The 23,026-nt window shown below is 65.3% G+C and carries 29 protein-coding genes; 19 read left to right on the top strand and 10 right to left on the bottom strand.

Annotation, left to right across the window (positions count from 1 at the left end; translation table 11 throughout):
* Positions 1-15 precede the first annotated feature (15 nt).
* Complete coding sequence (locus tag ACUTAF_RS01420; protein WP_445578295.1) at positions 16-687, top strand: TetR family transcriptional regulator; 672 nt, start codon at positions 16-18, stop codon at positions 685-687.
* Between the two features lie 220 nt (positions 688-907).
* Here the strand turns inward: ACUTAF_RS01420 and ACUTAF_RS01425 are convergent, their stop codons facing one another.
* The gene (locus tag ACUTAF_RS01425; protein WP_445578296.1) at positions 908-1,759 is read right to left on the bottom strand and encodes a shikimate dehydrogenase; all 852 of its coding nucleotides are present in this window, start codon (positions 1,757-1,759) and stop codon (positions 908-910) included.
* Positions 1,760-1,763: 4 nt separating this feature from the next.
* Positions 1,764-2,204 carry a type II 3-dehydroquinate dehydratase gene (aroQ, locus tag ACUTAF_RS01430; protein WP_445578297.1) on the bottom strand — a complete coding sequence of 147 codons (441 nt, stop codon included), beginning with the start codon at positions 2,202-2,204 and terminating at the stop codon, positions 1,764-1,766.
* Positions 2,205-2,649: 445 nt separating this feature from the next.
* Between aroQ and ACUTAF_RS01435 the strand changes: the two genes are divergently transcribed.
* The 14 genes from ACUTAF_RS01435 to ACUTAF_RS01500 all read left to right on the top strand — a co-directional run bounded on the left by ACUTAF_RS01435 (position 2,650) and on the right by ACUTAF_RS01500 (position 9,891).
* Complete coding sequence (locus tag ACUTAF_RS01435; protein WP_445578298.1) at positions 2,650-3,897, top strand: tyrosine-type recombinase/integrase; 1,248 nt, start codon at positions 2,650-2,652, stop codon at positions 3,895-3,897.
* Positions 3,898-3,977: 80 nt separating this feature from the next.
* Complete coding sequence (locus ACUTAF_RS01440; protein WP_445578299.1) at positions 3,978-4,214, top strand: hypothetical protein; 237 nt, start codon at positions 3,978-3,980, stop codon at positions 4,212-4,214.
* An 18-nt stretch (positions 4,215-4,232) separates the two neighbouring features.
* Positions 4,233-4,496 (top strand): hypothetical protein, encoded by a 264-nt coding sequence (locus tag ACUTAF_RS01445; RefSeq protein WP_445578300.1) that lies wholly within the window; start codon positions 4,233-4,235, stop codon positions 4,494-4,496.
* 56 nt (positions 4,497-4,552) lie between these two features.
* Positions 4,553-4,963 (top strand): hypothetical protein, encoded by a 411-nt coding sequence (locus ACUTAF_RS01450; protein ID WP_445578301.1) that lies wholly within the window; start codon positions 4,553-4,555, stop codon positions 4,961-4,963.
* A gap of 78 nt (positions 4,964-5,041) precedes the next feature.
* Entirely contained in the window at positions 5,042-5,233 is a 192-nt protein-coding gene (locus ACUTAF_RS01455) for an AlpA family phage regulatory protein (RefSeq protein WP_445578302.1), read from the top strand.
* 191 nt (positions 5,234-5,424) lie between these two features.
* Entirely contained in the window at positions 5,425-5,709 is a 285-nt protein-coding gene (locus ACUTAF_RS01460) for a virulence-associated protein E (protein ID WP_445578303.1), read from the top strand.
* Positions 5,693-6,925: an AAA family ATPase gene (locus ACUTAF_RS01465; protein ID WP_445578304.1), complete on the top strand. Its 1,233-nt coding sequence runs from the start codon at positions 5,693-5,695 to the stop codon at positions 6,923-6,925. Before ACUTAF_RS01460 ends, ACUTAF_RS01465 begins: the two co-directional genes overlap by 17 nt.
* Positions 6,925-7,218: a hypothetical protein gene (locus ACUTAF_RS01470; protein WP_445578305.1), complete on the top strand. Its 294-nt coding sequence runs from the start codon at positions 6,925-6,927 to the stop codon at positions 7,216-7,218. Before ACUTAF_RS01465 ends, ACUTAF_RS01470 begins: the two co-directional genes overlap by 1 nt.
* Positions 7,215-7,466, top strand: a complete 252-nt coding sequence (locus tag ACUTAF_RS01475) for a hypothetical protein (RefSeq protein WP_445578306.1) — start codon at positions 7,215-7,217, stop codon at positions 7,464-7,466. The genes ACUTAF_RS01470 and ACUTAF_RS01475 overlap by 4 nt, the downstream gene beginning before the upstream one ends.
* Before the next feature lie 85 nt (positions 7,467-7,551).
* Positions 7,552-8,502: a phage major capsid protein gene (locus ACUTAF_RS01480; RefSeq protein ID WP_445578307.1), complete on the top strand. Its 951-nt coding sequence runs from the start codon at positions 7,552-7,554 to the stop codon at positions 8,500-8,502.
* A gap of 5 nt (positions 8,503-8,507) precedes the next feature.
* A complete protein-coding gene (locus ACUTAF_RS01485) occupies positions 8,508-8,789 on the top strand; it encodes a hypothetical protein (RefSeq protein WP_445578308.1) in 282 nt (93 codons plus the stop codon).
* On the top strand, positions 8,786-9,016 hold the full coding sequence (locus ACUTAF_RS01490; RefSeq protein WP_445578309.1) for a hypothetical protein: 231 nt from the start codon (positions 8,786-8,788) through the stop codon (positions 9,014-9,016). The genes ACUTAF_RS01485 and ACUTAF_RS01490 overlap by 4 nt, the downstream gene beginning before the upstream one ends.
* Positions 9,013-9,258 carry a hypothetical protein gene (locus ACUTAF_RS01495; RefSeq protein ID WP_445578310.1) on the top strand — a complete coding sequence of 82 codons (246 nt, stop codon included), beginning with the start codon at positions 9,013-9,015 and terminating at the stop codon, positions 9,256-9,258. The genes ACUTAF_RS01490 and ACUTAF_RS01495 overlap by 4 nt, the downstream gene beginning before the upstream one ends.
* A gap of 384 nt (positions 9,259-9,642) precedes the next feature.
* Positions 9,643-9,891 (top strand): HNH endonuclease, encoded by a 249-nt coding sequence (locus ACUTAF_RS01500; RefSeq protein ID WP_445582380.1) that lies wholly within the window; start codon positions 9,643-9,645, stop codon positions 9,889-9,891.
* Positions 9,892-10,571: 680 nt separating this feature from the next.
* On the opposite strand, the gene ACUTAF_RS01505 is transcribed toward ACUTAF_RS01500, so the two are convergent.
* From ACUTAF_RS01505 to ACUTAF_RS01515, 3 genes are all read right to left on the bottom strand, one after another.
* On the bottom strand, positions 10,572-10,964 hold the full coding sequence (locus ACUTAF_RS01505) for a hypothetical protein (protein WP_445578311.1): 393 nt from the start codon (positions 10,962-10,964) through the stop codon (positions 10,572-10,574).
* Positions 10,965-11,355: 391 nt separating this feature from the next.
* On the bottom strand, positions 11,356-11,883 hold the full coding sequence (gene ppa, locus ACUTAF_RS01510) for an inorganic diphosphatase (protein ID WP_013717208.1): 528 nt from the start codon (positions 11,881-11,883) through the stop codon (positions 11,356-11,358).
* Positions 11,884-11,960: 77 nt separating this feature from the next.
* On the bottom strand, positions 11,961-12,788 hold the full coding sequence (locus tag ACUTAF_RS01515; protein ID WP_445578312.1) for a M90 family metallopeptidase: 828 nt from the start codon (positions 12,786-12,788) through the stop codon (positions 11,961-11,963).
* A gap of 115 nt (positions 12,789-12,903) precedes the next feature.
* Between ACUTAF_RS01515 and ACUTAF_RS01520 the strand changes: the two genes are divergently transcribed.
* Positions 12,904-14,496 (top strand): protein kinase, encoded by a 1,593-nt coding sequence (locus ACUTAF_RS01520; protein WP_445578313.1) that lies wholly within the window; start codon positions 12,904-12,906, stop codon positions 14,494-14,496.
* A 6-nt stretch (positions 14,497-14,502) separates the two neighbouring features.
* Here the strand turns inward: ACUTAF_RS01520 and ACUTAF_RS01525 are convergent, their stop codons facing one another.
* The gene (locus ACUTAF_RS01525; RefSeq protein WP_445578314.1) at positions 14,503-14,958 is read right to left on the bottom strand and encodes a GNAT family N-acetyltransferase; all 456 of its coding nucleotides are present in this window, start codon (positions 14,956-14,958) and stop codon (positions 14,503-14,505) included.
* A 242-nt stretch (positions 14,959-15,200) separates the two neighbouring features.
* On the opposite strand from ACUTAF_RS01525, the gene mpl reads away from it, so the two are divergent.
* The 3 genes from mpl to ACUTAF_RS01540 are packed head-to-tail and all read left to right on the top strand — an operon-like array spanning position 15,201 to position 17,475.
* On the top strand, positions 15,201-16,556 hold the full coding sequence (gene mpl / locus ACUTAF_RS01530) for a UDP-N-acetylmuramate:L-alanyl-gamma-D-glutamyl-meso-diaminopimelate ligase (protein ID WP_445578315.1): 1,356 nt from the start codon (positions 15,201-15,203) through the stop codon (positions 16,554-16,556).
* The gene (ubiX, locus tag ACUTAF_RS01535) at positions 16,557-17,186 is read left to right on the top strand and encodes a flavin prenyltransferase UbiX (protein WP_445578316.1); all 630 of its coding nucleotides are present in this window, start codon (positions 16,557-16,559) and stop codon (positions 17,184-17,186) included.
* Positions 17,179-17,475 carry a YceK/YidQ family lipoprotein gene (locus tag ACUTAF_RS01540; RefSeq protein ID WP_445578317.1) on the top strand — a complete coding sequence of 99 codons (297 nt, stop codon included), beginning with the start codon at positions 17,179-17,181 and terminating at the stop codon, positions 17,473-17,475. The genes ubiX and ACUTAF_RS01540 overlap by 8 nt, the downstream gene beginning before the upstream one ends.
* 81 nt (positions 17,476-17,556) lie before the next feature.
* Here ACUTAF_RS01540 and ACUTAF_RS01545 read toward each other — a convergent pair whose 3' ends face one another.
* From ACUTAF_RS01545 to ACUTAF_RS01560, 4 genes are all read right to left on the bottom strand, one after another.
* On the bottom strand, positions 17,557-18,423 hold the full coding sequence (locus ACUTAF_RS01545) for an MBL fold metallo-hydrolase (RefSeq protein ID WP_445578318.1): 867 nt from the start codon (positions 18,421-18,423) through the stop codon (positions 17,557-17,559).
* Positions 18,424-18,512: 89 nt separating this feature from the next.
* Entirely contained in the window at positions 18,513-19,691 is a 1,179-nt protein-coding gene (locus ACUTAF_RS01550; protein ID WP_445578319.1) for an acetyl-CoA C-acetyltransferase, read from the bottom strand.
* A gap of 131 nt (positions 19,692-19,822) precedes the next feature.
* On the bottom strand, positions 19,823-21,595 hold the full coding sequence (locus ACUTAF_RS01555) for an acyl-CoA dehydrogenase C-terminal domain-containing protein (protein WP_445578320.1): 1,773 nt from the start codon (positions 21,593-21,595) through the stop codon (positions 19,823-19,825).
* A 57-nt stretch (positions 21,596-21,652) separates the two neighbouring features.
* Complete coding sequence (locus ACUTAF_RS01560; protein ID WP_445578321.1) at positions 21,653-23,026, bottom strand: xanthine/uracil/vitamin C permease; 1,374 nt, start codon at positions 23,024-23,026, stop codon at positions 21,653-21,655.

Raw genomic sequence — 23,026 nt, forward strand, 5'->3', positions numbered from 1 at the left:
AAACCGTGAGTCCGTATGAGCGATACCGCAGTCAGCCTCGCCGTCCCCGTCACCGAGGCGGCGCGCAAGGGGCGCAAGAACAACCCGGAGAAGACCCGCGAGAGCATCCTTCTGGCGGCGGTCGACGAATTCGTTCGCCACGGCCTGTCCGGCGCGCGGGTCGACGCCATCGCCGAGCGCACCCACACCTCCAAGCGGATGATCTACTACTACTTCGCCAGCAAGGAGCAGCTCTACCTGGCGGTACTGGAGAAGCTCTACGGCGATATCCGCAATACCGAGGGCAAGCTGCATCTCGGCGAGCTGAGCCCGCCCGAAGCGATCCGCCGGCTGATCGAGTTCACCTTCGACCACCACGACCGCAACGTCGACTTCGTGCGCATCGTCAGCATCGAGAACATCCACCACGGCGAGCACATCACCCGCTCCGCGGTGATCCCGACGCTGAACAACTCGGTGCTCGAGGCCATCGCCGACATCCTCCGTCGCGGCGAGGCCGAAGGATTGTTCCGCAGTGGCCTGAACCCGCTGGACATCCATATGCTGATCAGCTCGTTCTGCTTCTACCGGGTGTCCAACCGCCACACCTTCGGCACCATCTTCCAGATCGACCTGTCCGCCGAGGACACCAAGCAGCGGCACAAGCAGGTGATTTGCGAATCGGTGCTGCGCTATATGCAGGCCTGACGTTCGTCGGGTCGCCGCCTTAGGGGGCGCCGCGCGCGCCGACCGGAAGCAGGCGTACCGCTATGCGAGCGGTACGCCTGAACTCGAGCCCCTCCCTTCGCGGGGGAGAGGGATAAATGATCGTCGGCACGGAACTGGTGGTGCGCACCACCTAGGCGGCCCCGCGACACCCTACGGGCGGTGCGGCCCAGACCTTAGGGTGCGCAGCGCGCACCGCCCTTCAGAAACTGGCGAAATGCGCCAGCATGCGCTGGGCATCGGCTTGCCGGCCGCTAAACAGCTCGAACGCCTTGACCGCCTGGAACACCGCCATATTGCCACCGTCCTGGGTCGGGCAGCCGAGGGCGCGGGCGTCGCGCAGCAGCTCGGTCTGCAGCGGGAAGTAGACGATCTCCGCCACCCACAGCGCCGGGCGCAGCAGTTCCTTCGGCACCGGCGTGCCGGGCAGCTTGGCCATGCCCATCGGCGTGGTATTGACCAGACCGTCGGCCACCGCCATGGCGGCGGCCAGGTCGCTGCCGACCAGGGCGCGGCCGGCGCCGAAGTGCTGGTTGAGGTTGTCCGCCAGGGCCTGCGCGCGCGCCGGCTCGACGTCGAAGATGCTCAGTTGCTCGACCCCTTCGCTGAGCAGCGCATGGGCCACCGCGGCACCGGCGCCGCCGGCGCCCATCTGCACCACGCGCTGGCGCGCCACGCCCGGCAGGCCGCGGCGCAGGCCTTCGGCGAAGCCCAGGCAGTCGGTGTTGTGGCCGATGCGCTTGCCGTCCTTGAACACCACGGTGTTCACCGCGCCGATGCCGCGCGCCTCGTCCGACAGCTCGTCGAGCAGCGGGATGATCGCCTGCTTGCAGGGAAAGGTGATGTTCAGCCCGGTGAAACCCATGCGCTCGGCGGCGCCGAGCAGCTCGGGCAGGGCGCTACTGTCGAGGCCGAGCTGGTCCAGGTCGATCAGCCGGTAGAGGTAGCGCAGACCCTGGGCATCACCCTCGCGTTCGTGCATGGCCGGCGTGCGCGAGCCCTGGATGCCGGCGCCGATAAGGCCGGCGAGGATGCTGGATGTGGCGGAGGACATGGCGTTATCCCTTGAGCAACTGGCTGAAGTATTGCAGCCCCAGGCGATAGCCCTGGCTGCCGAGACCGCAGATCACCCCGACGGCGATCGACGAGACGAAGGAGTGATGGCGGAAGGCCTCGCGCTTGTGCACGTTGGACAGATGCACCTCGAGCACCGGCAGCTCGCTGGCCACCAGGGCGTCGCGAATCGCCACCGAGGTGTGGGTCCAGGCCGCCGGGTTGATCAGGATGCCGGCGCAGCGACCGCGTGCCTTGTGAATCCAGTCGAGCAGCTCGCCTTCATGATTGGTCTGGCGGAACTCGATGGCCAGGCCGCACTCGGCCGCGGTGTCGGCGCACAGGCGGGAGATATCGGCGAGGGTCTCATGGCCGTAGGTGGCCGGCTCGCGGGTGCCGAGCAGATTCAGGTTGGGGCCGTTGAGCACCAGGATGCAGGGGGACATAGGGGCGATCTCTTGTTGTTGTGGCAACGGGCGATAAGCCGTTTCGGAAAAATGTACTAACTAGTTAATACGGTCAACCGAGCGAGCCACTTACGGCGGGGAGCAACAACCAGAGAGAGTCCGGTGGAAAGGCTGAAAGCCAGTAGTGGCGTAGCTTTCAGCCACAGGACGGGGAGAAATGGCGGGCGACGAAACTGGGCGATTACCGGCTAGGCGCTGGGGCGATAAGCGGGGATTGGCGGCGAGCGGCCAATAAAAAAGCCGGCTTGTGGCCGGCTTAACCAGCATCCATTAAAAATCCGCAATGTTCAGTGAAGCCTAGTATTTACGGGGCTTGCAGCCTATCATCTGTCCATTGCTTTCCGGTAATCATCGCTTAAATCCGCTTCCAAGGTGTGGGTCAAGGTGTGGGTCGGGAGGTGTGGGTCAGGATTTGGAGGGCTGTATGGGCAAGCTCACAAGCAAGACGGCCGAGTCGCTGGCAAGGGCAGGGATTCCGGGCAAAACCAACGATGGCGATGGGCTGTATTTCCAGATAAGCAAAGCCGGCGCATCTAGCTGGATTTTCCGCTACAAGCTGGACGGCAAGAGCCGAGAGATGGGGCTAGGCCCATACCCAGCTGTGACCCTTGCCGAGGCCCGACAACTCGCAGCAGACCAGCGCAAGGTGTTGGCGGCCGGCGCTGATCCACTCGCTGCTCGTGACGCTGCCCGCGAGCAGAAGCGCGAGGCCGAACGTCAGGCGCAGGCCCGCCGCATTACTTTCGAGACGCTGGCGATCGAGTATCAGCAGGCGCACGGCGCGAGCTGGTCGGAGAAATGGCGCAAGGGCTGGCTGCGGAAGCTGGAGCTGTACGCTTTCCCGGTCATCGGCAAGATGCCTGCCGGCGAGATTCAAACCGAGCACGTCCTGAAGCTACTGCAGCCGATCTGGGCAACCAAGACCCGCACCGCCGATGAGGTTCGAGGCCAGATTGAGCAGGTTCTAGATGCCGCCAAGGCGCGCCGTTTGCGTGATGGCGACAACCCGGCCCGCTGGCGCGGCCACTTGGACAACCTACTGTCGAAGGCCGAGAAGAAGAAGGCCCGACAGCGGCAGCACTTCCCCGCTATGAAATGGCAGGACGTGCCCGCGCTAATGCTCAAGCTGGCACAGAACGAAGCCCGTGTAGCGGTCGCCGCCAGGCTGATGATTCTGACCGGGGCCCGTGCGCAGATGGTGCGCTTTGCTGCCTGGAATGAGCTCGACCTAGATGCCGGCCTCTGGTCCCTTCCGGCCGCCCGGATGAAGATGCGCAAAGCCTTCTACATTCCGCTGGCTGCCGAGGTTGTCGAAATGCTCGAGGCTCTGCCTCGAATTGAGGGCAGCCCGTACCTGTTCCCGGGCCAGGGCAAGACAGGGGTCATGCACGCAAACGCTATTCGCAACCTGCTACACGATCTGGGGCATGACGACGTGACCCGCCATGGTTTCCGTTCGAGCTTTCGAGATTGGGCGAATGAAGCTACCCATTACCCGCGGGAGGTGTGCGAGCTGGCACTGGCTCACGACGAGCGCGACCAGACCGAGGCCGCCTATTCGAGATCTGATTTTCTGGAAAAGCGCCGCGCCTTGATGGCCGACTGGGCAGCTTATTGCACTAGCACGCCAGCGACCAACGTAGTGCCACTGCATCCAAGAAACCGCGCCTGACGGACTCAGGCAAGCGGGCCTGCCGGTATTCGCAGTACGGGCAGGCCCTGACCACAATAAGACCCCAGGAGGTCTAAATCATGGCTACTGAAAGTGTACTGGATTCACAGCAAGCCTTGGCTGCACGCATCAAGCGGGATCGGCTTCGCACTGCTCTGCAGGCGCCAATTTCCGCGCCCATGTACTGCGTCCTCTATCTGAGAAATGGACGCGAGCACCGTTCACCCTGGCTGTATCGCCGCGACCACGCACAAACTGCACTTGAGCTGATGCAGGCCAAGTACGGCGAAAAGAACGCAATCATCTACATGGACTGACTACAGGGGGGATTCGCCATGCAATTCCAGCAGCTCGAAACGTTTATGCAGTTCTACACCGTGCAACGTAGCGACGTCATGCGCGGCCCGTTTGGCTTTCTTGGGCCTTTTCCTGGTAAGGATGAAGCTCAGTCGGCGTGCGACTTTTTCAACGCGAATAGCAGTCGGTACACGTTTGCCGTCGCCCAGTGCGGATTGGCCGACGACATGACCAGCCAGGAAGAATTGGCTGATGAGTACGCGAAAGCGAAGGCCAAGCTGGCTGAGTGGCAGCAGCTCTAAGCTAGATGCCGGCCCCGTTAGCCGGGGCCGGCACTGGCCATACTGAGGGCGTGTTGATGAGCAAGAAGAAGGCCCAGGCGGCCTTATGGAAGTTCAAGTGTGAGCACGACGACGCACTAGTTCCCGCCATAGACGTGGCGTTTCAGGAAATTGTCCAGTGGGCGCTGCTCTACCGCACTGGCGATGCCATAAGCAGGGAGAATTGCCGCAAGAGGCTAGTGGAAGTATCCGAAGCATGGTTAGCCTGGAAATTTGAGGAAGCGCAGAACACCCGTAACGGCTTCAGCGGTGCCGAGCAACGTCGCGGAGAACGGAAACCGGAATGGGACAGATGGCAGAGGCTCGCTGATGCTCAGTGGGCTGCCAATCCCCGCTTGAGCATACGCGACGTTGCTGGGCGGATAGCTGGACCCGGAGAGAAGACCGAGACCATCCGAAGGCACATCTGCAAGCCCTCCAGTAATTAATGGGTGGGAAGCTCCCGCATACCCAAAAACACGTGCGTAATTTCCATAACCGTCCATTCCACACCGAGGAAGACGGTTATGAATCAATCCCGCCGCATCATGCGCCTGCCGGAAGTTATTTCGGCTACCGGCTACAAGCGCAGCTCCATTTACCTGTTCATGGATCGGGGCGAGTTCCCGAGGTGTCGCCGCATCGGCCCGCGTGCTGTCGGCTGGGACTCGCTCGAAATTGAAAATTGGGTGGCCGAAAAGCTGGAGGGTCGCAAATGAGCCTCCAGACACGAAAAAGCCCCGGTGGGACGGGGCTCAGTCGAAACAACAATCAGCCGTTACAGCATACCGGATCGATCAACAATTGCGACCCTCTCGGCCTGCTGTTGTCGCGCCTGGACAAGGTGATGGCGGCAGGCTCTGGACGCTGGAAAGCCTGCTGCCCTGCGCATAAAGACACCAACCCCAGCTTGAGCATCCGCGAGGCCGACGACGGCAAGGTGCTGCTGCACTGCTGGGCCGGCTGCACCACCCGCGACATTCTCGCGGCGATTGGACTGGAGCTGCGCGACCTGTTCCCCGGCGACAAGCCGGTTCGCCGGGGGCCGAGCCGGGCCGCCATTGAGCATGAGCGCACCGTCTACCGAATCGGCCTGGCGCAGCAGCAACAGGGCCACCAGCTGACCGCCGAAGACCAGGCCCGTTTCGATCTGGCCAAGCAGCGCCTGGGGGTGACCAATGACCGCGCCCAGTGATCGTTTCGCCAAGGAGTGGGAGGGCGTCGCCGTCCTGCCCAAACCGCCGGCTTCGCCGAAGTGGCGCGCCGAGCTGACGTCGGCAGCCTCTATCACGCCGGTTCCCATTCGCTGGCTCTGGCCTGGCTGGGTCGCCCGCGGGAAATTGACGGTGCTGGCCGGCGCTGGCGGTAGTGGCAAGACGACGCTCGCCGTGGGCCTGATCGGCACGATGACCAGCGGAGGCCGCTGGCCTGATGGCGAAGCCTGCAGCGAAAAAGGCAATGCCCTGATCTGGTCGTCGGAGGACGACCCCGCCGACACCCTGGTGCCGCGGTTGATGGCGGCCGGCGCCGACCTGACCCGGGTTCACATCATCCAGGGCCGAGTGAACGCCGCCGGCGAGCGTGAGCCCTTCGACCCGGCCACGGACTTCGACCTGCTGAAGGAGGCCGTCGAGGAGATCGGCGGCGCCTCCCTGCTGCTGCTCGACCCGGTGGTCAACGTGGTAAAGGGCGACATGCACCGCGCCAACGATGTGCGGCGCGCCCTGCAGGCGGTGATCGACTTCGCCGAGGCTCACTGGTGCGCCGTGCTGGGCATCACGCACTTCAGCAAGGGCAGCGCCGCCTCCTCGCCGGCCGACCGGGTGATCGGCAGCCAGGCCTTCGGGGCGCTGGCGCGGGCGGTGCTGGTGGCCGCCAAGCAGGAAGACACCGAAACCAGGGTGCTGGCGCGGGCGAAATCCAATATCAGCGATGACCAGGGCGGCGTGGGCTACGTAGTCGAGCCATGCACCGTCGGCGACGGCATAGAGACGACCCGGGTGCTCTGGGGTGAGCGCATCGAGGGCAGCGCGCGGGACATCCTGGCCGATGTTGAGAGCACTGGTGATGACGACCAGCGCAGCGAACTTGAGGAGGCCTGCGACTTCTTGCGGGACACGCTGCAGGGTGGCCCAGTGCCCACGCGGCAGATCAAGTCGGAGGCTGCTGACGCCGGTTTGTCCTGGGCAACTGTCCGGCGCGCCCAGAAGGTAATCGGGGCCGAGGCGGTCAAGGAAGGTGGTCGGCTGGGTGAAGGGAAGCAGCAATGGGTATGGCAGCTTTCGGCAGAAGGTGCTCAGAAAACGCAGAAGGTGCTCACAAAAAACAGTGAGCACCTTCTGGAAAACGTGAGCACCTTCTGCGCCCCGCCGCCTCCTCCTTTCGACGAATCGGACGCGGAGGAACTGTGATGGCTGCCATCGACTATCTCACCGCCCGCGGCTTCTCCGCCCGGGTCGCCGGTAAGCGGCTGGTCGTTTCGCCGGCCAGTCGGCTCTCCGACGACGTGCGCAAATACATCAAGGCCCACCGCCTGGAGTTGCTCGCCGAGCTGGCCGCCAATGACGGCCAGGAGCGCCGCAGCAACTGGTGCATCACCCGCGACGGCAAAACGCTCTGCACGATGATCGGCGAGCCAATGACCTACTCGGAAGCCTTGGAGGCGGCCCGCTGGCGATGGCCTGACGTGGAGGTTCTGCGATGAGCAACCACGACACCGACGACCGAGTCGAGTTGCTGCGCCGTTGGTGCCTGGATCGCGGCTTTTGGGTCGGCCCGTTTGACGAAGTCGCCGAAGCAACAGCCGCCGCCCTGTGCGACCGAGCCCCCGAAACCCTGCGCTACTGGCGCGGAACCGACCGCCGCTTGCCATGCCGCAAGACTCGCGCGGGCTGGCGCTATGCCCTGCGCGACCTGGCTGAGTTCCTCAACGATGACGCCGAAGACCGCTGAAAACCGTTGAACCGCGCTCGCTGTCGTCGGGGAGGCGACGCGGGTATGGCGGGACACTCTCTGCCATACCCAACAGGAGAACACCATGCACAACAATGCACGTCACCTGATCCAAGCGCTGCAAGAACTCGCCCGAGCAAACGGCCACCGAGAAAATGCCAAGGCTGCCGCAACCTCTGGCGCGGTTCTGTCGATTTTGAAGCAAATCGGCACCGGCACCGGCAACATCAGCGGCGACCTTGGGCTGGCCTATCGCGAGATCCTGCAACTGGCACAGCGTCGTTCGCTGATCAGCAAGATCGACGCCGCGTCGCCGTTCCGCAAACTGCCGTCCGAGCTTCCGGCCTTGGAACAGTCCGCCGGCTCTATCATCGGTTTTATCGGTGAGGGCCAAGCAATTCCGGTCGGCGAGTTGGATTTCACTGCTCGCAAGCTGCCCCGCCGCAAGCTGAGTGGCATCGTGCCTGTCACCCGTGAGATGGCATCCGCTATGCCTGCAGAGTCGGCGCTTTCTCGCGATCTGATCCGCGCCGTTGCCGACGGCGAGTCTGCAGCGTTCTTCTCGAATGCAGCAGCGGCCCCTGAGGCGCCTGCTGGCATTCTTGCCGGCGTGACTCCAGGCACCGGCTCGAACAACCCGGCAAACGACATTGCCGCGCTGATTGACGCCTTTACCGGTGACCTCGACGGCGCCGTGATCCTGACCAGCCCGCGCAATGGTGTGAAGCTGGCGCCGCTGTATGATGGCACCGGCGCGCGCGGCGGCGAGTTGGCAGGCGTCGGGCACGTCACCCATGCCGAGATCCCCGACGGCGAGATCGCGATCATCGAGCCGGGCCGCATCATGCTGGCCGACGATGGCCTGGAGATCGACTATTCGAATCAGGCAACTATCGCGACGCTCGACAGCAACGGCGATCCGGCGGTCGACGTGAGCCTGTGGCAGCACAACCTGAGCGCCTACCGCCTGACCCGCTGGCTCAACTGGCACGCTGCTGCCGGTTCTGTGGCCTGGCTCAACAGCGTGAACTGGTGATCGCCATGAACTACGCGAGCTTGATTGACGCCGAGCGCCTGGCCTTCGCCAGGCTGGCAACCGAGGCAGCCCGCCGCAATGGTGGTCGGACTGTCAGCAACGCGGAAGTGATCCGCTGCTCTGGCGGCCTCTCCCTCATCTGTGCCGACATCGGCGGCGAGACCGTAACGCACGGCCTGGAGCTGCCTCCTGGAGCCTGGACGCCAGCCCTAGAGGTCGAGCTTGTAAGGCTGTTTCGAGGTTCGGCAGAAATCGCACTGCGCCAAATCGGGGGGATAGCTGCATGACCCTGAAACCCTTCGCGAGCACCTCAGACCGCGCCGAGGCGCTGGTTCAACGGATCAATCAGTTGGCACGGGATTTCGCAAAAGATGGCGCCAAGGAAGCTTTCGCGCTGGCTGGCGCCGGTATTCTCGCCGGCCAACTGGTCAAAGCGCTCGAGCGCATCGAGCGCTTGGAGGGCGATATTCAACTGCTGACCGACCTCCTGGCGGGCCTGGAGAAAACTCGATGACTGACGCCGAAATTCTTGCAACTGTGGCTCGCATCGTCGCCCAGCGCGACCCCAGCGAAGACCCGGTACCTGGCAACCCGCAGATTGCCGCGCGCATCGCTGAGTTGCGTAAGGAAGGCGGCCTGGCGCTGCGTGTGGTCAAGGCTCAACCCGACGCCGCCATCGTGCTGGTAGAGAACGGCGCGGACGGCCCCTTCCTGATGGTTGTGAGCGCCGACAATCTCCCGATGACCAAGCACTGAGGGCCAACCAATGCCAGGATTCCGTTGGACGGGAGCGGCCGGCGATGAAGCGCCCGCAGGCCAAAAACAGAACTGGGCGGCTCCGCTTCCGCCGCCGCCACGCGAGGTTTATGCGCTCTGCGATCAAGCCGAGCGGCGTGGCCTGTGGCTGAAGTGGTGCCGCGATCCTGTAGCGCTTCGCCGGTTCGGCACGCGCTACAGGCTGGTTAGGGCTAGCAGCAACGTGATCGTTTATGCGAGCGATGACCTGGCGGATATCGCCGCCTGCATTCGCGAATTTGAGGGCACGGCATGAAGAGATCCCGACTGACCACCATCAAGCCCAGGCTGCAGGAGGTTGGGGGTCGGCAAGTCCAGCAACTGCCCACCACCAAGGCGCGCAGGATGACAGGCAGGAAGCTCCAGGAGCGGCGCCTTAAGGTATGGGCACGCAACCCCAACTGTGCCCAATGCGGCAAACTCTGCGACTTCCCGGCCGGCTTTGAGCTAGATCACAAGGTGCCGTTGCACCAGGGCGGCGAGGATACTGAGGCGAACTGTCAGGTTCTCTGCGTTCGATACGAGACCATCAACGGACAGTTGGTAAAGGTTGGGTGCCACGCCCGGAAGACAGCGCAAGACGCCAAGGCCTGAGCCAAGTTTCGTCCCTGAAACAGACCCTCTACACCCCCGACCACCATGGCGCCGATTGGCTCCATGAGCACGAAGGCCGGACCCTCGATGCTCACCCCCAACGGGGATCAACACGCCACGCTTTGCCAGACGCTCGATGGAGCGCTTCTGCGCCATCGTCTGCGTAGCAGTGGGATTTCCTCATATTGAGGAAATGCGGGTTCATCCGCCATTGGCGGTCGAGGTATTCCCCGGTGGGGTTGAACGAATCGTTCACCCTCCAATGCGGTGATCGCCTGGCTTGTGGAGGGTTATGGGGGAAATCCTCCCGTAACCCCAAAGCGCCCTGTTCCTGCACTTCTGCGAAAAGAGCGCGGACCAGTCATGGCGGGCGTTTCCGCTGATTCTTGAATTTCTATGTGGAGAGGGTGAAGGAACGAGCGCGCCGGAGACGGCCAGGGGGGGGTAGTCAAACAATTTTCAGGCCTTCGAAGCGGAAACCGCCCCCGAACTCATTCGCAGAAAAAATCCCCCCTTTCAAAGTTGTTAATCAGCAAATGAGGTTAACAACCCAGCCGGAACCCTTGCGGCGCCTGGCTCGCAGCCATTTGAAAACGCCATTTGATTTGCTGAATAGCCCCCAGCAAACGTTAACTGTTAACGACCGAAACGAAGAGCCCCGCTCGATGGCGGGGCTTGTCTCAGTATCGCTTGAAGAGCATCTGTCGCTCTGGGATTAAGAAGGGGTTGTGTGAGCCGTAGTCGACCAGTGCAATGTACTCATGGCTGAACCTCTGGAAGTGCACCATGTACTCCGAGGTCATGTAAGTTCCATAGGGATTCCGGCACGGCTGCCAGGCGGGATAGCCTATGTGCACATGATGGAGATGGTGCTTATTGGCCCACCAGATCTTGTGGATACGGTCTGGATCGACCTGAGGGACGTTATCGGTTTTGGCGACTTTGCCACAGTAGCCGTTCAGGCCAAACTGGCGAAAGTGGAATACGAAATCGTCAATTAGCGCCCGCTCAGGATCGCTGATGTCGTCGTATTTCTGCGTGAAGTGTTCGCTGAACTCTACCTTGAACGGCATCTACGAGCATTCCCTCGCATCCACTCGCGAAACTCCTCGCGAGTCATTCCTTCGGGCATGACAAAACGATCACCAGAGAGCGCCTTTTCCATGCGCTTGAGGTCAAAATTCACCTCGTCATGTGAGGAGCCGTGCTTGGGATTCGCGAAGTCAACGCCTTTCATATGCTCGCCCTCTCGGGGCCTTCAGTGCTGCGAAGAAACTGTATAGCCAGTATACAGGCAATCGGCAACCTTATAATTTTCGCCACTACCGCCCGTCAGGCCACGCAAGCCAAAGTGTGGGTCAGAGTGTGGGTCACCGGCATTTGTTTGCGCGAAGCCCTTTGCTTACGCGATTTTCAGGCATAAAAAAGCCGGCTTGTGGCCGGCTTTTAGGGGGTGGTCAGGGCTTATTTTTGGTAAGCCGCGACTGCCTTGTTGATCAGGCCGCGGGCCTCTTCGGCGCCGCCCCAGCCTTCGACCTTGACCCACTTGCCCTTCTCCAGATCCTTGTAGTTCTCGAAGAAGTGCTTGATCTGCTCGATCAGCAGGGCCGGCAGGTCGGTGTATTCCTGAACGTCCTTGTACAGCACGGTCAGCTTGTCGTGCGGTACCGCGACCAGCTTGGCGTCGCCGCCGGCTTCGTCGCTCATGTGCAGCACGCCGACCGGACGGGCGCGGATCACCGAACCCGGGGCGACCGGGTAGGGGGTCACGACCAGCACGTCCAGGGGATCGCCGTCGTCGGCCAGGGTATGGGGAATAAAACCGTAGTTGGCCGGGTAGAACATCGGGGTGGCCATGAAGCGGTCGACCATCAGGCAATCTGTGTCGTGGTCGATTTCGTATTTGATCGGCGCGTGGTTGGCCGGGATCTCGATAGCAACGTAGATGTCGTTCGGCAGGTCTTTGCCAGCCGGGATCTTGCTGTAGCTCATGGGGTTACTCCCAGGGAGGGCCAAAAAAGTGGGGCGGATTATAGGCACATTCGCGCGGGGTGACTACGCCGGCTTACTCAGCCATTGGTCGTGTTTTCGACTATCCGGTAGTCGCGGTGTTCGGCCTGCAGGCGTTGCAGCCGGGTCAGCGGGTCCTGGCGGTAGAACAGCGCCAGCTGCCGGTAGACCTCGGGAAAGGCCTCGGCCAGCAGGTCCGGGGCGCTGAAGAAGTACTCGCTGGTCACCGCGAAGAACTCCGCCGGGTCTTCCGCGGCGTAGGGATCGATGGCGGTTTCGGCGTCGAGGTCGGCATCCAGCTCGGCGCCCAGCGCATCGAAGGCGCCCTGCATGGCCTGCGCCCAGTCCTGCACGCGCATGTCGCGGTGCAGCGGCGGCAGGCCGTTGGCCCCACCGTCGAGCATGTCCAGCTTGTGCGCCAGTTCGTGGATGACCAGGTTGTAGCCGTCCCAGCCGCCGCTGGCCTCGACCCCGGGCCAGGCGAGGATCACCGGGCCCTGCTGCCAGGCCTCGCCGCTGCGTGCATCGTCCCATTCGTGCTCGACCCCGGCGGCGTCGCGGTGGCGCTGCGGGCTGAGGAAGTCGTCGGGGTACAAGACGATCTCGTGAAAGCCGCGGTACCAGTCCAGCTCGTCCAGATGCAGCAGCGGCAGCTGCGCCTGCGCCGCCAGCAGCAGGCGCTCGACCGCGCCCAGCTCGACGCCGGGCAGGGCGCTCAGGCGCTTGTCGGCGAGAAACAGCACGGCGCGTTCGCGCAGGCGCAGCAGCTCGGCCTCGTCCAGTCCGTCGAGGATCGGCAGGCGCCGGCATACCTCGGCCCAGTGCGCCGGATCGACCGGGTGGCGTTCGAGGGTACGGCGACGGCGCCAGGCCTTGTAGGACCACATGCTGAAAGGCTCGCGGGGAAGATGCGGCCACCTTAAGTGGCGCAGCCGTTCGCCACAAGTCGGCACAAAGACTGCAGCGCCGGTGTCGGATGCCGTTTGTGCGGGAGGGCCGACCATGACCTTGCAACTGCTCGAACACCCGGCGATCAGCCTGGCCCTCGGCGCCGGGCTGGATCTGCCGCAGCAGGCCGCACGGGCGCGGGCCGTGTGGCTGGCCGGGCGCCCGGGACGGCCGCCGCTGCTGCTGGTGGCGCTACTTTGGGCCCGCCATTGCGCCGATGTGGTGCAGAACGTCGAGCATCATCTCGATGCCCTGTTCGCCGACTACCGCTGCACGCCGGAGGGCTGGAGCGAGACCCAGGCCGCGCGCCAGGTGCTGGCGGCGCTCAATCTGCAGCTGTTTCGCCGGCGCCGGGCCGGTCGGGACATCCCCGAGCTCTGCGCCGGTCTGCTGCTGGTGCAGGACGGTGCGCTGCAGTTCCTCCAGGCCGGCAACGTCGGCCTGCTGCGCATTGGTAACGGCAGCCTGCACGGGCTCAGCGGTCGCGCCGGCATGGCCCTGGGCACGCAGGCCGAGCTGGCGCTGGTGCAGCACAGCCTGACCCTGACGGATGCCGAGCTGTTGCTGCTGGCGCCGCAGCCCCTGCTCGATGTCAGTGACATGCGACCGTTGGGCTTCGCCGTCGAATCGCGCGACGCGGCCGGTCTCGGCCAGGCGCTGCGTCCGCTTCTGCAGGCGCCGGGGGCGGCGGTGCTGCTGCGTCCGGGGCTCGGAGAATGCCTGCCGCCGGCACCGCCCGTGCAGCGGCGCACGGCATTGCCGGAGGCTGCGCCGGGCCTGCGCGTGGATGGCTGGACGCTGCTGCAGGAATGTCCCTACGGCCCGCCGGGACGGCTGTTCCTGGCCCGTGACGAGGCCGCGCGCGAGGCGCTGCTGTGGTTCGCCGAGGAGGATGCCGACGAGGCCTTCTGGCAGCGCGAATGGGCTCTGCGGCGCAGCTCGCAACGCGCCCTGGCGCAGGTGCTGTCGCCGCTGCGCGCGCGCAGTCACGCCTATCTGCTGCTCAGCGTACCGCCAGCGGGCATGCGCAGTCTGCTGGACTGGGCGGCGGCCCATGACGCGCCGGATGCGCAGACCCTGCTGAGCCTGCTGACGCAGTTGATCGGCGCCGTACGCGCGCTACAGCGCCGCGGCATGCAGGGGCTGTGGCTGAACCCGCGGCAGATCCTGGTCGGTGACGATGGTCGCCTGCTGCTGTTGCCGGAGCACGCGGCGATCCTGCCTGGCGTGGCGCGCCAGCCGCTACCGGCGCAGGCCGTACCGCTGGCGCCGGAGTTGCGCAGCGGCCGCGCCGTGGATGGTCGGGCCGATCAGCTGGCGCTGGCGGCACTGGCCTACTGGCTGCTGTGCGGGCAGTGGCCGGAGGTGGCGCGCGGCGAGGTGCGTCCGGGGCATTGCTACGTGCCGCTGGCGCATTTCTCCGCACGCATTCCGCAAGGCTGGGACGGTGTGCTGGCGCGCGCCCTGGCGCCGCAGCCGCAGGCGCGTTTCGAGGCGTTGTCGGAGTTCGAACTGGCGTTGCGGCAGCCTCTCGAGCAACGCCGCAGCGCGCGGCGCTCGCGCCCGCCGTTACGGCCGGCGCGTGTGGCGCTGCTGGGGCTGTTCGCCCTGCCGTTGCTGCTCGGACTGCTGCTCAGTCTGGGCTGAGGCGGCTCAGTCGACGTTGAGCGGCAGCACGTAGTTCTTGAACTGTTCGTCTTCGACGAAGCCGATGGATTCGTAGACCTTGTGCGCCACCTCGTTGTCGCGGCTGGTGGCCACGCGCATACGCACGGCGTTGGTTTCCTTGGCCATCTTCTTCGCGGTCTGCAACAGGCGGTCGGCCACCAACTGGCGGCGGGCTTCCTCGGCGACGTAGATATCGTTGAGGATCCACACGCGCTTGAGCGACAGCGAGGAGAAGCTCGGGTAGAGCTGGCAGAAGCCGAGCAGCTTGTCGTCGTCGTCGGCCAGCGCCAGGTAGATCACCGATTCTTTGCGGCGCAGGCGCGTCTCGAGGAACTTGCGCGACGATTCGGGAAAGGGCAACTCGCCATAGAACTCGCGGTATTTGACGAACAGCGGGGTCAACAGGTCCAGATGCTCCAGGGTGGCTTGGACGATGCGCATGGCGGGCCTCGGCTTCTGTAAATGGACTGGATGGACGATGCAGCTGTTGTGCCAGCAGGCCAGGCGATGCTGCCTCAAAGCCAGTTGAAAGCGCAATCCAAGCAAGCGTTTGATTTTTCGCTGCGGAGCAACTTGGTCTTCGCGCCTCGGTCTGAACAGGGCGCAGCAGTCGCCTGGCGGGCGCTGTGCTAACCTGCCGCCATCGCGTCCAGGCCCGGTGTGGCCATCTTCAGAGGGCATCCATGCATATCCATATTCTCGGCATCTGCGGCACCTTCATGGGTTCGCTCGCGGTGCTGGCCAAGGAACTCGGCCATCGCGTCACCGGCTCCGATGCCAACGTCTACCCGCCCATGAGCACCCAGCTCGAGGCCCAGGGCATCGAGTTGCTGCAGGGCTACGATCCGGCGCACCTGCAGCCGGCGCCCGATCTGGTGGTGGTGGGCAACGCCATGAGTCGCGGCAATCCGGCGGTGGAGTACGTGCTGAACCAGGGCCTGCCCTACGTCTCCGGCCCGCAGTGGCTGGCCGATCACGTGCTGCAGGGGCGCTGGGTGCTGGCGGTGGCCGGCACCCACGGCAAGACCAGCAGCTCGAGCATGCTGGCCTGGGTGCTGGAGCACGCCGGCATGAGCCCAGGCTTTTTGATCGGCGGGGTGCCGCAGAACTTCGGCATCTCCGCGCGCCTGGGCACAACGCCGTTCTTCGTGGTCGAGGCCGACGAGTACGACAGCGCCTTCTTCGACAAGCGCAGCAAGTTCGTCCACTACCGCCCGCGCACGGCGATCCTCAACAACCTGGAATTCGACCACGCGGACATCTTCCCCGATTTGGCGGCCATCGAGCGGCAGTTCCACCATCTGGTGCGGACCATTCCCGGCGAGGGGCTGGTCATCCATCCTGCCGGCGAACGCGCGCTGGCGCGGGTGATCGAGATGGGCTGCTGGACGCCCGTGCAGACCACCGGTGAGGGCGGCCAGTGGCAGGCGCGCCTGCTCGCCGCCGACGGCTCGCGCTTCGAGGTGAGCTTCGAGGGCAAGGTCGAGGGCATCGTGCAGTGGAACCTGACTGGTCGCCACAACGTCGCCAACGCCCTGGCCGTGCTGGCTGCGGCGCGCCACGTCGGCGTGGTGCCGGCGCTGGGCATCGAGGCGCTGGGGCTGTTCATCAATGCCAAGCGGCGCATGGAGAAGGTCGCCGAGGTGGCTGGTGTGACCATTTTCGATGATTTCGCCCACCACCCGACCGCCATCGCCACCACCCTCGATGGTCTGCGCCAGCGCGTCGGCGAGAACACCCAGGTGATCGCGGTGATCGAGCCGCGCTCCAACTCGATGAAGCTCGGCGCCCATCGCGACGGCCTGGCCGAATCTGCCGAACAGGCCGATGCGGTGTTCTGGTATGCACCGCCGAACCTCGGCTGGGACCTGGCGGTCACCGTGGCGCAGGCGCGCAACCCGACCCGCGTGTGCGACTCGCTGGAATCGATCATCGATGGCGTGAAGGCGCTGGCGCGCCCCGGCACCCAGGTGGTGATCATGAGCAACGGCGGCTTCGGCGGCCTGCATGGCAAGCTGGCCGCAGCTCTGGAGGGATAGATGTCAGGCCCGGAACGCATCACCCTGGCGATGACCGGCGCCTCCGGCGCGCAGTACGGCCTGCGCCTGCTCGACTGCCTGGTGCAGGAGGAGCGCGAGGTGCACTTTCTGATCTCCAAGGCCGCGCAACTGGTGATGGCCACCGAGACCGACGTGGCGCTGCCGGCCAAGCCGCAGGCCATGGCGCAGTTCCTCACCGAATACACCGGCGCCGCGCCGGGGCAGATTCGCGTCTACGGCAAGGAGGACTGGCTGGCGCCTGTGGCTTCCGGTTCCGGCGCGCCGGCAGCCATGGTGGTGGTGCCGTGCAGCACCGGCACCCTGTCGGCCATCGCCAGCGGCGCCTGCAACAACCTGATCGAACGCGCCGCCGACGTGGCGCTGAAGGAGCGCCGCCAGCTGATCCTGGTGCCGCGCGAGGCGCCGTATTCCAGCATCCACCTGGAGAACATGCTCAAGCTGTCGAACCTGGGCGTGACCATACTGCCCGCGTCCCCCGGCTTCTATCACCAGCCGCAGACGCTGGACGACCTGGTGGATTTCGTCGTGGCGCGCATCCTCAACTGCCTGGACATCCCGCAGGACATGCTGCCGCGCTGGGGCGAGCATCATCTGGTGTCGGATGAATAGAACCCAGCGCCTCACCGCCTGCTCGCTGGCTCTGCTGAGCCTGACCGGCTGCGCCAGCGTGCGCACGCTGGATGCGGCCAAGGCTGGTGCCCCGCTGGTCTACGCCGGCACGCGGCTGGACTGGTACGCGCTCAACGGCGGCTGCTGCCCGCTGGATCGTTTCGGTGCCGAGGCGCCGCGCTATCCGGGGTTGGACCTGCCGGCCAGCGCATTGCTCGACACCCTGCTGCTGCCGTTTTCCCTGGCCGCCGCGCTGGGGTTGCAGCTGGGCGTCAGCGGCGGGCTGTAGAACGGCTGGTGCGCGCGGCGCACCCTATGGGAGAAGGCACAGGCACCGTAGGGTGCGCCATGCGCACCGCGTCTTCACCCTTTATTCAGCCAACTCGCATACGGCAGCCAGGCTGGCGTCCAGGCCATAGTGGCCCTTGGCGTCGCACACCACCCGACCCATGGCCACTTCGGGATCGTGGGTGAACACCAGGCGCCCGCCGCGGGAGACGAGATCGGCCAGCAGCGCCTCCTTCTCCTCGATCAGGCCTTCGGGAAAGCGGTCGTAGCCCATGGTGATCGGCAGATGCACCCAGGGCGCGCCGGGGATCAGGTCGGCGGGAAACACCACCGGCCCGTCCGGCATGGCCACTTCCGGCAGCAGCTGGCCCGGCGTATGACCGTCGCTCCAGTGCAGGCGCCAGTCCGGGCCGAGCAGTGCGCAATGCTCGCTGTCGTCGATCAGCTCTAGGCGACCGCTGGCTTCCAGCAGATCCAGCAGTTCGGGGATATAGGAGGCGCGGTCGCGGGCATGGGGCTGGCGTGCCCGCTGCCACTGGCGGCGGCCGGTGACGAAGCGGGCGTTGGGAAACAGCAGGCGTGCCGGCTGGCCTTCTTCCCAGGCGGCGAGCAGGCCGCCGGCATGGTCGAAGTGCAGGTGGGTGAGCACCACGATATCGATATCGGCGTCGCTCAGGCCCACGGCGGCCAGGCTGTCGAGCAGCACGTGGCGATCTTCCTGCACGCCGAAGCGCTGCTTCAGCTCGGGGCTGAAGAAGGCGCCGATGCCGGTTTCCACCAGGATATTGCGCGCCTCTTCCTGCACCAGCAGGGCGCGGCAGCCGAGGTCGATACGGTTCAGTTCGTCCGGCGCCATCCAGCGTTGCCAGAGGGCCTTGGGCGCGTTGCCGAACATGGCGCCGCCGTCGAGTTTCTGGCTGTTGCCGGTCAGGGTGGTCAGGGTTCGCATGGGCTTGCTCTTGTTCTTGGCGTTCACGGCATTCACTTTTCCACGGCAGGGCGGATCGGTAAAGCCCGATCCGCCCTGGGGCGCGTCGCTCAGCGTTCGATGGCCAGGGCCACGCCCTGGCCCCCGCCGATGCACAGGGTGGCCAGGCCGCGACGGGCATTGCGGCGCTGCATCTCGTGGATCAGGCTGACCAGGATGCGGCAGCCGGAGGCACCGATGGGGTGGCCGAGGGCGATGGCGCCGCCGTTGACGTTGACCTTGGCGCTGTCCCAGTGCAGTTCGCGGCCGACCGCGATGGACTGGGCGGCGAAGGCTTCGTTGGCCTCGATCAGGTCGAGCTGCTCCAGGCTCCAGCCGGCGCACTCCAGCGCCCTGCAGCTGGCGAACACCGGGCCGATGCCCATCACCGCCGGGTCGACCCCGGCGCTGGCATGGGCGGCGACACGCGCCAGCACCGGCAACTGCAGTTCGTCGGCCTTCTCCGCGCTCATTAGCAGCACCGCGGCGGCGCCATCGTTGAGAGTCGAGGCGTTGCCGGCGGTCACCGTGCCGTCGTGCTTGAAGGCCGGGCGCAGCTTGCCCAGGCTGTCCAGGCTGGTGCCGGCGCGCGGCTGCTCATCCTCGGCGAAGCGCAGCGGCTCGGCGCCGCGTCGGGGAATTTCCAGCGGAACGATCTCGCCCGCGAAACGCCCGGCTTCGATGGCGGCCTGGGCGCGCTGCTGCGAGCGCAGGGCGAAGGCGTCCTGCTCGGCGCGCGTGATGCCGTACTGCTCGGCCAGGTTCTCCGCGGTGATGCCCATGTGGTAGTCGTTGAAGGCGTCCCACAGGCCGTCCTGGATCATCGTGTCGACCAGCTGCGCATGGCCCATGCGCAGGCCGCTGCGCGCGCCGGGCATCACATAAGGCGCCAGGCTCATGTTCTCCTGGCCGCCGGCGATGACGATCTCGGCATCGCCGCCGCGAATGGCCTGGGCGCCGAGGATCACCGCCTTGAGGCCGGAGCCGCAGACCTTGTTCAGGGTCATCGCCGGCACCGTGTGCGGCAGGCCGGCGAGCAGCACGCTCTGCCGGGCCGGGTTCTGTCCGCTGCCGGCGCTAAGCACCTGGCCGAGAATCACCTCGTCGACCTGCTCGCCTGCAATGCCGGTGCGGGCGAGCAGTTCACGGATCACCGCGGCGCCTAGCTGCGGGGCAGGAATGCGGCTCAACGCGCCCTGGAAGCTGCCGATGGCGGTACGGCAGGCGGCGACTATCACGACTTCACGCATAAAGACTCCTCGTCGGCTGGGCAGGGCCAGCCGAGGCTCGAATAAAAAAGCGCGGCGCCGAAGCGCCGCGCAACACGCTCAACCTTGCAGGGTCGCCGGCTCGGCGGCGGCGGGTTGCACCCGCCCTACGCTTAGAACTGCTCGGCAGCCAGACCGTAAAGCGGCTGGCTGCCGGCACGAATGCTCGCCTCCAGGCTCAGGGTGCGTGGCAGCAGACGAGCGAAGAAGAACTCGGCGGTGGCCAGCTTGCCGCCATAGAAGGCCTCGTCTTCGCCCTGCTTGCCCTGCGCCACCGCCGCCATGCGCGCCCACATGTAGGCATAGGCGACGTAGCCAAACAGGTGCAGGTAGTCCACCGAGGCGGCGCCCACCGCGTTGGGCTCCAGCTTGGCCTGCTCCAGCAGCCAGCCGCTGACCGCTTCCAGGCGCTCCAGGGCCTCGACCAGACGATCACCGTAGGGCGACTCGTGGGCATGGGCGAAGTCGCGCACCTCGGCAGCGAACAGGCGCAGTGCGGCGCCGCCGTTGGCCACCACCTTGCGCCCGAGCAGGTCGAGTGCCTGGATACCGTTGGTGCCCTCGTAGATCTGTGCGATGCGCACGTCGCGCACCAATTGCTCCTGGCCCCACTCGCGGATGTAGCCGTGGCCGCCGAATACCTGCTGGCCGTGCACGCAGCTTTCCAGCCCGGTATCGGTGAAGAAGGCCTTGGCCACCGGTGTCAGCAGGGCGACCAGGGCTTCGGCGTTGTGTCGCTCGTCGGCGTCCTCGGCGTACTTGGCCAGATCCAGCTGCTGACCGACGTAGCAGGCGAAGGCACGGCCACCTTCGTTCAACGCCTTCATGCACAGCAGCATGCGGCGCACGTCGGCATGCACGATGATCGGGTCGGCGATCTTGTCCTGGTTCACCGGGCCGGTGGCGGCGCGGCTCTGGATACGTTCGCGGGCGTAGCTGACGGCCGACTGGTAGGACGCCTCGGCGCAGCCGATGCCCTGGATGCCGATGGACAGGCGCTCGTAGTTCATCATGGTGAACATCGCTGCCAGGCCCTTGTTCACTTCGCCGATCAGGTAGCCGGTGGCGCCGTCGAAGTTCATCACGCAGGTAGCCGAGGCCTTGATGCCCATCTTGTGCTCGATGGAGCCGCAGCTCACCGCGTTGCGCGCGCCGAGGCTGCCGTCGGCATTGACCATCACCTTGGGCACCAGAAACAGCGAGATGCCCTTGGGCCCGGCCGGCGCGTCCGGCAGCTTGGCCAGCACCAGATGGATGATGTTCTCCGTTAAGTCTTGTTCCCCGCCGGTGATAAAGATCTTGCTGCCGGTGACCTTGTAGCTGCCATCGGCCTGCGGCTCGGCGCGGGTGCGGATAATGCCCAGATCGGTGCCGGCATGGGCCTCGGTCAGGCACATGGAGCCTGCCCAGCGGCCTTCGTACATCGGCGGCAGGTAGGTGGTTTTAAGGTCTTCGCTGGCGTGGGCGTCGATGGCCAGGCAGGCGCCGGAGCTCAGCGCCGAGTACAGCGCGAAGCTGGAGCCGGCGGCGTAGAGCATCTCCTCGAAGGCCACGGCGAGCATCTTGGGCATGCCCATGCCGCCGTAATTCGGGTTGCCGGACAGGCCCACCCAGCCGCCTTCGGTGTAGGTGGCGTAGGCCTCGCGAAAGCCGGTAGGGGTGCGCACGTCGCCATCGATCCACTGCGCGCCTTCCTCGTCGCCGCTGCGGTTGAGCGGAGCGATCAGGGTGCCGGTGACCTTGGCCGCTTCTTCGAGTATGGCGTCGGCGGTGTCGGCATCGACGGTCTCGGCCAGGGCCGGCAGGCGTGCCCACAGGCTCGGCGCCTGGAACACCTCATGAAGGACGAAGCGCATATCGCGCAGCGGGGCGTTGAATTCGGGCATGGTGCAACCTCGCAAGCAGTGGCGCCGCGACAGGCGCGGCGCGTGGAACGAAATGCGTCAGTCGGCCTCGGCCGGCTCGCGCGTCTTATCCTTGATGCTGGTGAATTTAAGCAGATGGGTGCGTTCGACCAGGATGTACAGCGCCGCGCCCGCGGCCAGGCCCCAGCCCGCGCCGTAGACGGCGAGCACCACTCCCATGGTGCCGGCGATGCCGCGCTCGGTGTTGTTGTTCAACTGCTCGAAGCCGACCATCAGGCAGATGTAGCCGGTGAGGATCAGGGTCAGCGACAGGGCGATCGGCAGCACCGGCTGGAAGAAACTGACCAGCGGCAGCATGAACAGCGCGGCGAAACCGGTGATCCAGAAGGTGCCGGCGCCGCTGTAGATCGAATCCATCGCCTTGCGCCCGTACTTGTAGCGCTCGGCCATGGTCGCCGCCACGGCGGTCCACAGTGGGCCGGCGAGGCCAGGGTAGGGCGCGAAGAAGGCGTGCAGGGCGTTGCGGATGGCGGTCACCAGGTGGATGCGGTCGACGTTGTTCTCGATCACCTCGTCGGTACGCAGTTCATCGGCGCGCTGCATCAGCGACTGGCCGACGATGATGTCGCCGAAGGCGATCACGTAGGCGATCACCGCGGTGGGCACGGCCAGCAGGAACACGTCGAGGCCGGGGAAGCCGACGTTGAACGGCAGGTAGTTCCACATCTCGCCGAAGGCCGGTGCGGTGATGCCCCATTTCACGTCCGGCATCTTGTACTCGCCCACGCCGATGCCGATGAAGATGGCGATCAGCATGCCCGGCACCATGCCGTAGTTGACGATCTTGCGCGCCAGCGGCAGGCGTTCGGTCAGGCCCTTGAACGACACCGAGAACATCAGGTACAGGCAGATCAGGCTGCCGAGCACCAGGGAAATCGGCGTGTTGGCCAGACGGCCACCGGCGCTGATCTCGCCCATCAGCGCGGCGATGCCGGCGCCGATGATGATGCCGCCCTTCATCGAGTTGGGGATCAAGCGCACCAGCGCGCTGCCCAGGCGGGTGACGCCGAGGAAGAGGAAGATCACGAACACCAGGAACTGCAGGGCGAACAGCGCCTGGATCGCCTGCGGGCCGGGTTCGAAGTTGCCGAGAAACAGCAGCACCACCGGGATGCCGGGAGTGATCCAGCCGGGCACCAGCGGCACGCCGAGCAGCGCCGGCAGCATGAAGCCGATGCCGCATACCACCACGTAGGCCAGGGCCACGTCGTAGGGCAGGCCGAGGTATTTCTCCAGCAGCGGGATCATCGCCAGGCTGACCACGAACATGATCAGCGCCTGCAGCATCTCCGCGGTTTCCCAGCGGTAATGCACGAAGGGCAGGCGCAGCTTGAACGGGCCGAGGGGCCAGTGCGGTTGTTCGTCGCCGTCGCGGCGCTTGAAAATTTGCAT

The sequence above is a fragment of the Pseudomonas sp. SP16.1 genome (assembly GCF_052682975.1).